Here is a 6,768-nt window from a genome sequence, read left to right as displayed (position 1 = left end):
GTTCGCCGGGCGGGTGCCGGTCTTCATCGGCGACGACGTGACCGACGAAGCGGCATTTGAGACCCTCGGAGTGCGGGACGTGAGCGTGAAGGTGGGGCCGGAGCCGACGGCCGCCGGGTTCCGGGTGGCGGACCCGGCACAGGTGGCCGCGCTGCTCTCACGGCTGCTGCAACTCAGAAGTCGAGTGACCGGCGGCGAGCGCTGACCTCCGTCAAACGTCCAGGTGGGTCCTCGCTGCGCTCGGAATCCTCGATGCCTGAGTCCTGTCAGCCTCAGACATCAAGGTTGCGGACGAACTTCGCGTTCTGTTCGATGAACTGGCGCCGCGGCTCCACGTCGTCGCCCATCAACCGCTCGAACAGCAGCGACGCCTCCGTCGCCTCGTCGATCGTCACCTGCAGCAGCGTCCGGTTGTCCGGGTTCATGGTGGTGTCCCACAGCTGCTCCGGGTTCATCTCGCCGAGTCCCTTGTAGCGCTGGGTATTCACGGACGATGAGCCCTTGCCGTTCGAAAACTCCTTCACGGCCCGCTCCCGCTCCTCCTCCGTGTAGCAGTAGATCTCCTTGCGACCCTTGTAGACGCGGTACAGCGGCGGCTGCGCGATATACACGTAGCCCGCCTCGATGAGCTCCTGCATCTGCCGGAAGAAGAAGGTGAGCAGGAGGGTCCGGATGTGTGCGCCGTCCACGTCCGCGTCGGTCATGATGACGATCTTGTGGTAACGGGCGGAGTCGAGAGAGAACTCCTCCCCGATTCCCGAACCGATCGCCGTGATGATCGCCCGGATCTCGTCGTTGGAGAGGATCTTGTCGATCCGCGCGCGCTCCACGTTCAGGATCTTGCCCTTCAGCGGCAGGATGGCCTGGAACTCCCGGTCCCTTCCCTGCTTGGCGGAGCCGCCCGCGCTGTCCCCCTCCACCAGGTACAGCTCCGAAAGGGAGGCATTGCGGCTCGAGCAGTCCGCCAGCTTGCCGGGCAGGATCCCGGTTTCGAGCGCCGACTTCTTCCGGGTCAGGTCGCGGGCCTTGCGGGCCGCTTCCCGGGCCCGTGCCGCCTGCACCGCCTTCTCGATGATCCGGCGGGCCGAGGAGGGATTCTCCTCCAGCCACGTGCCGAGCTTGTCGTTCACGAGGCTCTCGACGGCACCGCGAACCTCGCTGTTCCCCAGCTTGGTCTTGGTCTGCCCCTCGAACTGGGGCTCCAGGACCTTCACCGAGAGCACGGCCACCAGGCCCTCACGCACGTCGTCGCCGGAGAGGCTGGGGTCGCCCTTCTTGGCGTTCTTGCTCCCGTAGGCGTTGATCGTCCGGGTCATCGCGGCCTTGAACCCGGAGAGGTGCGTGCCGCCTTCGTGCGTGTTGATGTTGTTGACGAAGGTGAACGTGTCCTCGTTGTACCCGTCCGTGTACTGCATCGCGAGCTCGATCTCGGTCCCATCCTGCGAGCCCCCGAGGTAGATGACCTCGTCGTGCAGCGGAGTCTTGCTGCCCCTCAGGTACTCCACGTACTGGACGATCCCGCCCTCGTAGTGGAAGCGCTCCTCGCGGGGCTCCTCACCGTTCGATCGTTCGTCCCGGAGGAGGATGCTGACGCCCGCGTTGAGGTAGGCGAGCTCCCGCAACCGGTTGGCAAGGGTGTCCCAGCTGTACTGCAGCTCGGTGAAGATCTCCGGGTCCGGCTTGAAATGTACCGTCGTGCCGGTCTCCTTCGTCTTCGCGCCCTTCGCCAGCTCGGCATCCCGGGCGCCCCGCTGGAAGCTCTGCGTCCACACGAAGCCGTCCCGCTTCACCTCGACGCTGAGTCGCTCCGACAACGCGTTGACCACCGACACGCCCACGCCGTGGAGCCCACCGCTGACCTTGTACGACTCCTTGTCGAACTTGCCGCCCGCGTGAAGCCGGGTGAGGGCGAGCTCCACCCCGGGGATCTTCTCCGTGGGATGGATGTCGACCGGGATCCCGCGCCCATCGTCGGAGACGGTGATCGAGTCGTCGTCGTGGATCATCACCTCGATGTCCGTGCAGTAGCCGGCCATCGCCTCGTCGATCGAGTTGTCCACGACCTCGTAGACCAGGTGATGCAGCCCGCGGGCGGAGGTGGACCCGATGTACATCCCGGGTCGTTTCCGCACCGCCTCGAGGCCCTTGAGGACCTGGATCTGGCGGGACGTGTAACCGTCGCCCTTCCCCTTCGCAGCGTTGCCCTTAGCCTTGGCCATCCCGTTCCTCCGAAAACCTTCCGTCCGCCTGCACGAACACGATTCTCTCGATGCGTCCCCGTCGCTTGCCGGCGTTCAGCTTCCGCATCAGCTGCGGTCGCATCATCGACAGCTCCATGCGCCAGGACGCGCTCTGGACCTCCACGAACAGCGTCTCTCCCTGTACCCGTACGGGACGGGCCACGCGGGCGATGTGCTCGCCGACGAGGTCCTCCCAGTCCGCCACCACCGAGGCGCGCTCCACCTTCTCGGCGATCCCGAGACGCTGGAACATCGCGTCCACGAGGCCGGCGATCCGCTCGGGAGGGGTCTTACGGTCCCCCGGGTGGCGGCGCTTCCTTCGCCTGCCCGTCGTCGCCGGTCCGGATCGCCCGTCATCCATCCGTGAATACGACCCCTTCCCGGATCCTCCAGTGCGCCAGTCCGCCTCCGCGCAGCTCGATGTCCGCCGGCTTCGGAGCGGTCATCAGCACCTGACCGGACCTTCCCTCGTCGAGCAGCCGAACGACGCGCGAAGCCCGGTCCCGGTCCAGCTCGGCGAACACGTCGTCGAGCAGGTAGATCGGATCGCGGCCCAGCTTCTCGCGAAGCGTGTCGGCCTCGACGAGGCGAAGCGCGATGGCCGCCGTTCGCTGCTGGCCGCCCGACCCGAACGTTCGCAGGTCCCGCTCTTCCCCGCTGTCCTCCACCACGGCACGCAGCACGAGATCGTCCCGGTGCGGCCCCGCCTGCGTCGAGCCGCGTCGCCGGTCGCGCTCGGCGTTCTCGCGCATGGCGCGACGCAGCGCCTCCTCCCATCGGCTGACCCGAGCGTCGACGTCCCCCGGAAGTCCGTCCCCCGTCGCCTCGTCGCCCGGTGCGGGAGCGGCGGTCCCGACCCCGGGCTCGTATTCGAGCGTCCCGCTCCACCCGCCGGCGATGTCCGCGTGATACGCCGCGAAACCCGGCAAAGCCGAGCGGATCCACGCTTCCCGGTCGGCCATCACCCGGGCGCCGGGCCCGACGAGACCCTCCGTCCAAACGTCCACCGTGTCCCCGGCCCCCTGACGGAGCGCCTCGTTGCGCTGCGCCAGCACGGCCCGATATCGCTGAAGCGAGCCGAGGTAGCCCGGCTCGACGAGCGACAGCAGGATGTCGAGAAACCGGCGGCGCCGGCCGGGCGATCCACAAACCAGGTCGGCATCCTCGAGGCTCAGCACTACCGCTCCGAGGGCCCCCAGAGCGTCGGCGATCCGCTCCGTCTCGGCCCCGTCCCGCTCCACCTTCTTCCGGCGTCCCGTCTTCTGGTACGCCGCGGCCAGCTCTTCCGTCGCACCGCCGTCCCGCACGGTCGCCTCGACCCGGAACACGTCTTCGCCGAAGCGCACCAGGTCCGCATCGCGCGCTCCCCGAAACGACCGGAAGATCTCGAGGTAGTAGATCGCCTCGATCAGGTTCGTCTTCCCGGACCCGTTCGGCCCGACGATCATCGCACCGGCCTCCGGAAGCTCCAGTCGAAGTTCGCCGAAGTTCCGGTAATTACGGACGGTCAGGCGCTCGAGCCAGGCCGATCGGGCCTGCCCCGGCGCCTCGATCGGGGCGCTGGCAGCACTTGACATATATCAAGGAAAAATACGGCGGCAGGGTCACTTCCCGCAACGGTCCCGAGGGCGCGAAAACGTTGATATCAAGCGCATCTCCGGGTCATCGGCGATCGGCCGGGGGCACCGTTCGCGGAAGTCCGGCCGGCCCGGGGCCGCAGGGGACGCGGACACCCCGGGACGGCGGTAGCAGAAATGGCCTCGCACTTCCCCTGGAGGTCAGTCGGCCGCGATCCCGATGACACCGCAGGCCACGCGCGGACCCGCGGCACCGGAGGGCTGTGACGTCAGGTCATCGGCACCGGCGTGCAGTACCACGGCGCGACCGATGATGGAGTGCTCACCTCGGAAGGAGATGCGCATGTCCGAGGCCTCGAGCCGGGCCTCGCCAACGGAATCGGCCATCACGTTGCCGAGATCGCCCACGTGCCGGACGGCGTCCTCCGGCGCCCCGTGCATCGAGCCCTCGGGATTGAAGTGTCCTCCCGCGGACGTCGCGTCCGGCGCCGAACAGTCCCCGTACTCGTGGATATGGAAGCCGTGCTCTCCCGGCTCGAGTCCGTTCAGCACGGCCTCGATCTCGTACACGCCAGCGACGTTGGTGAACGTGACGACTCCCCCGGCCGTGTAGCCCGCGGTGGGGTGCAGGACCGCCACCGCCCGGTTCAGAGGCGTTTCGTCCTGCCACTCCACGTCGTCCGAGGGCATGCAGGCGGAAAGGATCAGCAGGGCGGCCGAGAGGCAGAAGGCCCTGCACGAAAGGTTGATTTCTCGTCTTCGGTCATGGTACATCGATGTCTCCCATCGTTCGCGGGGCGGTGGTCGGACCCCTGCGCCGGCGTTCGCTCCGCCACGGTGCTGGGTCTATTCTACCCTACGGTCATCGACCGTCCTTTCGCGAGGGCCCGGCCGTTGGTTCGAACGCAGGCCCTTCGCGTCGTCGTTCCGGATCCGCCGAGGGGAGCCTGAACATGCAGCCGCATTTCCTCGAGAACTGGGCGAAGGCGACAGCCACGAGCGCCGGGTTCTTCTGGATGGCGCTCTGGGCCTTCGTGCTCGGCTATCTGATCAGCAGCCTCATACAGGTGATCGTCACGCCCGCCGCGATGCGACGGACCATGGGAGACGCAGGGCCCCGGAGCGTGGCCCTCGGCACCTTCTTCGGTTTCCTGTCGAGCTCATGCAGCTTCTCTGCGCTGGCCACCACCCGAGCGCTGTTTCAGAAGGGGGCGGGCCTCGCCGCCTCGCTCGCCTTCCTGCTCGCGTCGACCAACCTGGTGATCGAGCTCGGAATCGTCATCGCGATCTTTCTGACCTGGCAGTTCGTGGTGGGCGAGTACGTCGGGGGAATCCTCCTCGTTCTGATCGTCTGGCTCCTCGTTCGCCTCACGAAACCCCGCGGACTCGTCGCCAATGCCCGAGCACGGGTCGCCGACCAGATGGTGCACGACGAGGAGGAGGTCGACGACTGGAGGAGCACTCTCACGTCGGTGCCCGGCTGGGAGAAGATCGGCCGCATCTACGTGGGCGAGTGGCAGATGGTATGGAAGGACGTGCTCATCGGGTTCACGGTGGCCGGCGTCATCGCCGCCTTCGTCCCCGACGCCTTCTTCCGCTCCCTGTTCCTCGGCTCGGGCGGCCCCAACGCCGCCGATCCGGGATTCCTGGCCGTTCTCCAGCAGACGGTGGTGGGACCGGTGGCCGCGTTCTTCACCTTCATCGGATCGATGGGCAACATCCCGCTGGCCGCGCTCCTGTTCGACAAGGGGGTCAGCTTCGCGGGCGTGATGGCCTTCATCTTCTCGGACCTGGTCGTGTTGCCCGTGCTCCGGATCAACGCGTCGTACTACGGGTGGAAGATGGCGCTCTACATTCTCGGCCTGCTGCTGATCGGCCTCGTGGTCACCGCGCTGGTGCTGCACTACGGGCTCGGCGCGCTCGATCTGCTGCCGGAGCCGGGCAGCGGCCGGCTTGCGTCGGAGCGCAACCCCTTCGGCCTCAACTACACGACCGTCCTGAACGGCCTCTTCCTGCTGGCCACCGCGGGACTCGCCTGGATGTCCTGGCGGGGGCAAGGGACCGGCGGACACGAGCACGATCACGGGTCCCCGTCGCTGTCGGACCGAATCCTCACGACCCTGGCCGTCGGGGCGGCGCTGTGGCTGATCGCCGGCTGGGCCCTCGCATGGTGGGTCGCCTGAGGGGGCGGTGAGCGGGACGGAACCCGGGCGGCGCCTCGTCGACCCGTCAGTCCGGCTCGGTTTCCCAGCCCTCGATCCGATGGATCCGATCGGCCACGTGCGAGGGGATCGGGCACTTCCGGCGCGCCCCGTAGTCGTACGACACGACCACCCCCGCTCCCTCGGCGGCGACCTCTCCCGAAGCCCCGGAGACCACCACGTACTCCATCGTGAACCGGTCCTCCTCCATCTCCAGCGCCCGGGCCCCGACGATCGCCGTGTCGGGGTGGAAGAGAGGCCGCCGGAACCGGCAGCCGGTGGAGTGCAGGATCGCCCCGATCCGGTCCTCTTCCCACGACCGCGCGAATCCACACTTCACGAGGTACTCGACCCGGGCCGACTCGAAGTAGCGGAACAGGACGGTGTTGTTGACGTGTCCGTACGCGTCCATCTCGCCCCACTGCACGGGGATGCGAAGGACGACAGGCCATCCGGCAAGGACATCGGGGATGGAATCGCTCATGATCGTCCCAGCTCCGCTTCCAGCTCGCGGATCCGCTGGCGGGCCTCCTCGACCTGCGGCTGCAGCTGCGGATCGGCGTCCTGCCAGCGGGTCACGAAGCGGCGGTAGTAGTGGAGGGCTTCCTCGTGGCGACCGAGGGCGTCGAGGGCCATGGCGCGGCCGCGGAAGACCGGAGCAAGGATTACGAGGTCCTGATCCGGCCACATCTTGATGCGAGGGGTCGTTCCGTACCACCGAGCCGCTTCCTCAAACCTCCCTTGCTCTCT

At 67.6% G+C, this 6,768-nt stretch carries 7 protein-coding genes and 1 pseudogene; 2 read left to right on the top strand and 6 right to left on the bottom strand.

Translation table 11 applies throughout. The features are described from left to right. A pseudogene (locus AC36XV_RS13170) lies at positions 1 to 205 on the top strand (trehalose-phosphatase); the annotation flags it as partial. Positions 206 to 272: 67 nt separating this feature from the next. Here AC36XV_RS13170 and gyrB read toward each other — a convergent pair. The 4 genes from gyrB to AC36XV_RS13150 form a co-directional block, all read right to left on the bottom strand. Then, positions 273 to 2,219: a DNA topoisomerase (ATP-hydrolyzing) subunit B gene (gene gyrB / locus AC36XV_RS13165; RefSeq protein WP_492204148.1), complete on the bottom strand. Its 1,947-nt coding sequence runs from the start codon at positions 2,217 to 2,219 to the stop codon at positions 273 to 275. Then, positions 2,206 to 2,601, bottom strand: coding sequence for a DciA family protein (locus tag AC36XV_RS13160; protein ID WP_492204147.1), 396 nt, complete (start codon positions 2,599 to 2,601; stop codon positions 2,206 to 2,208). Before AC36XV_RS13160 ends, gyrB begins: the two co-directional genes overlap by 14 nt. Further along, complete coding sequence (gene recF / locus AC36XV_RS13155) at positions 2,594 to 3,817, bottom strand: DNA replication/repair protein RecF (protein WP_492204146.1); 1,224 nt, start codon at positions 3,815 to 3,817, stop codon at positions 2,594 to 2,596. The genes AC36XV_RS13160 and recF overlap by 8 nt, the downstream gene beginning before the upstream one ends. A gap of 201 nt (positions 3,818 to 4,018) precedes the next feature. After that, positions 4,019 to 4,591: a superoxide dismutase family protein gene (locus AC36XV_RS13150; protein WP_492204145.1), complete on the bottom strand. Its 573-nt coding sequence runs from the start codon at positions 4,589 to 4,591 to the stop codon at positions 4,019 to 4,021. Positions 4,592 to 4,770: 179 nt separating this feature from the next. Between AC36XV_RS13150 and AC36XV_RS13145 the strand changes: the two genes are divergently transcribed. Beyond that, positions 4,771 to 6,000, top strand: coding sequence for a permease (locus AC36XV_RS13145; RefSeq protein WP_492204144.1), 1,230 nt, complete (start codon positions 4,771 to 4,773; stop codon positions 5,998 to 6,000). A gap of 46 nt (positions 6,001 to 6,046) precedes the next feature. On the opposite strand, the gene AC36XV_RS13140 is transcribed toward AC36XV_RS13145, so the two are convergent. Both AC36XV_RS13140 and AC36XV_RS13135 read right to left on the bottom strand, forming a co-directional pair. After that, positions 6,047 to 6,502, bottom strand: coding sequence for an acyl-CoA thioesterase (locus tag AC36XV_RS13140; protein WP_492204143.1), 456 nt, complete (start codon positions 6,500 to 6,502; stop codon positions 6,047 to 6,049). Further along, on the bottom strand, positions 6,499 to 6,768 hold a 270-nt coding region (locus AC36XV_RS13135; protein ID WP_492204142.1), incomplete at its 5' end, for a tetratricopeptide repeat protein. The genes AC36XV_RS13135 and AC36XV_RS13140, both read right to left, overlap by 4 nt.

Source organism: Candidatus Benthicola sp. (assembly GCF_058719085.1).
This window is presented reverse-complemented; position numbering and strand designations above follow the sequence as displayed.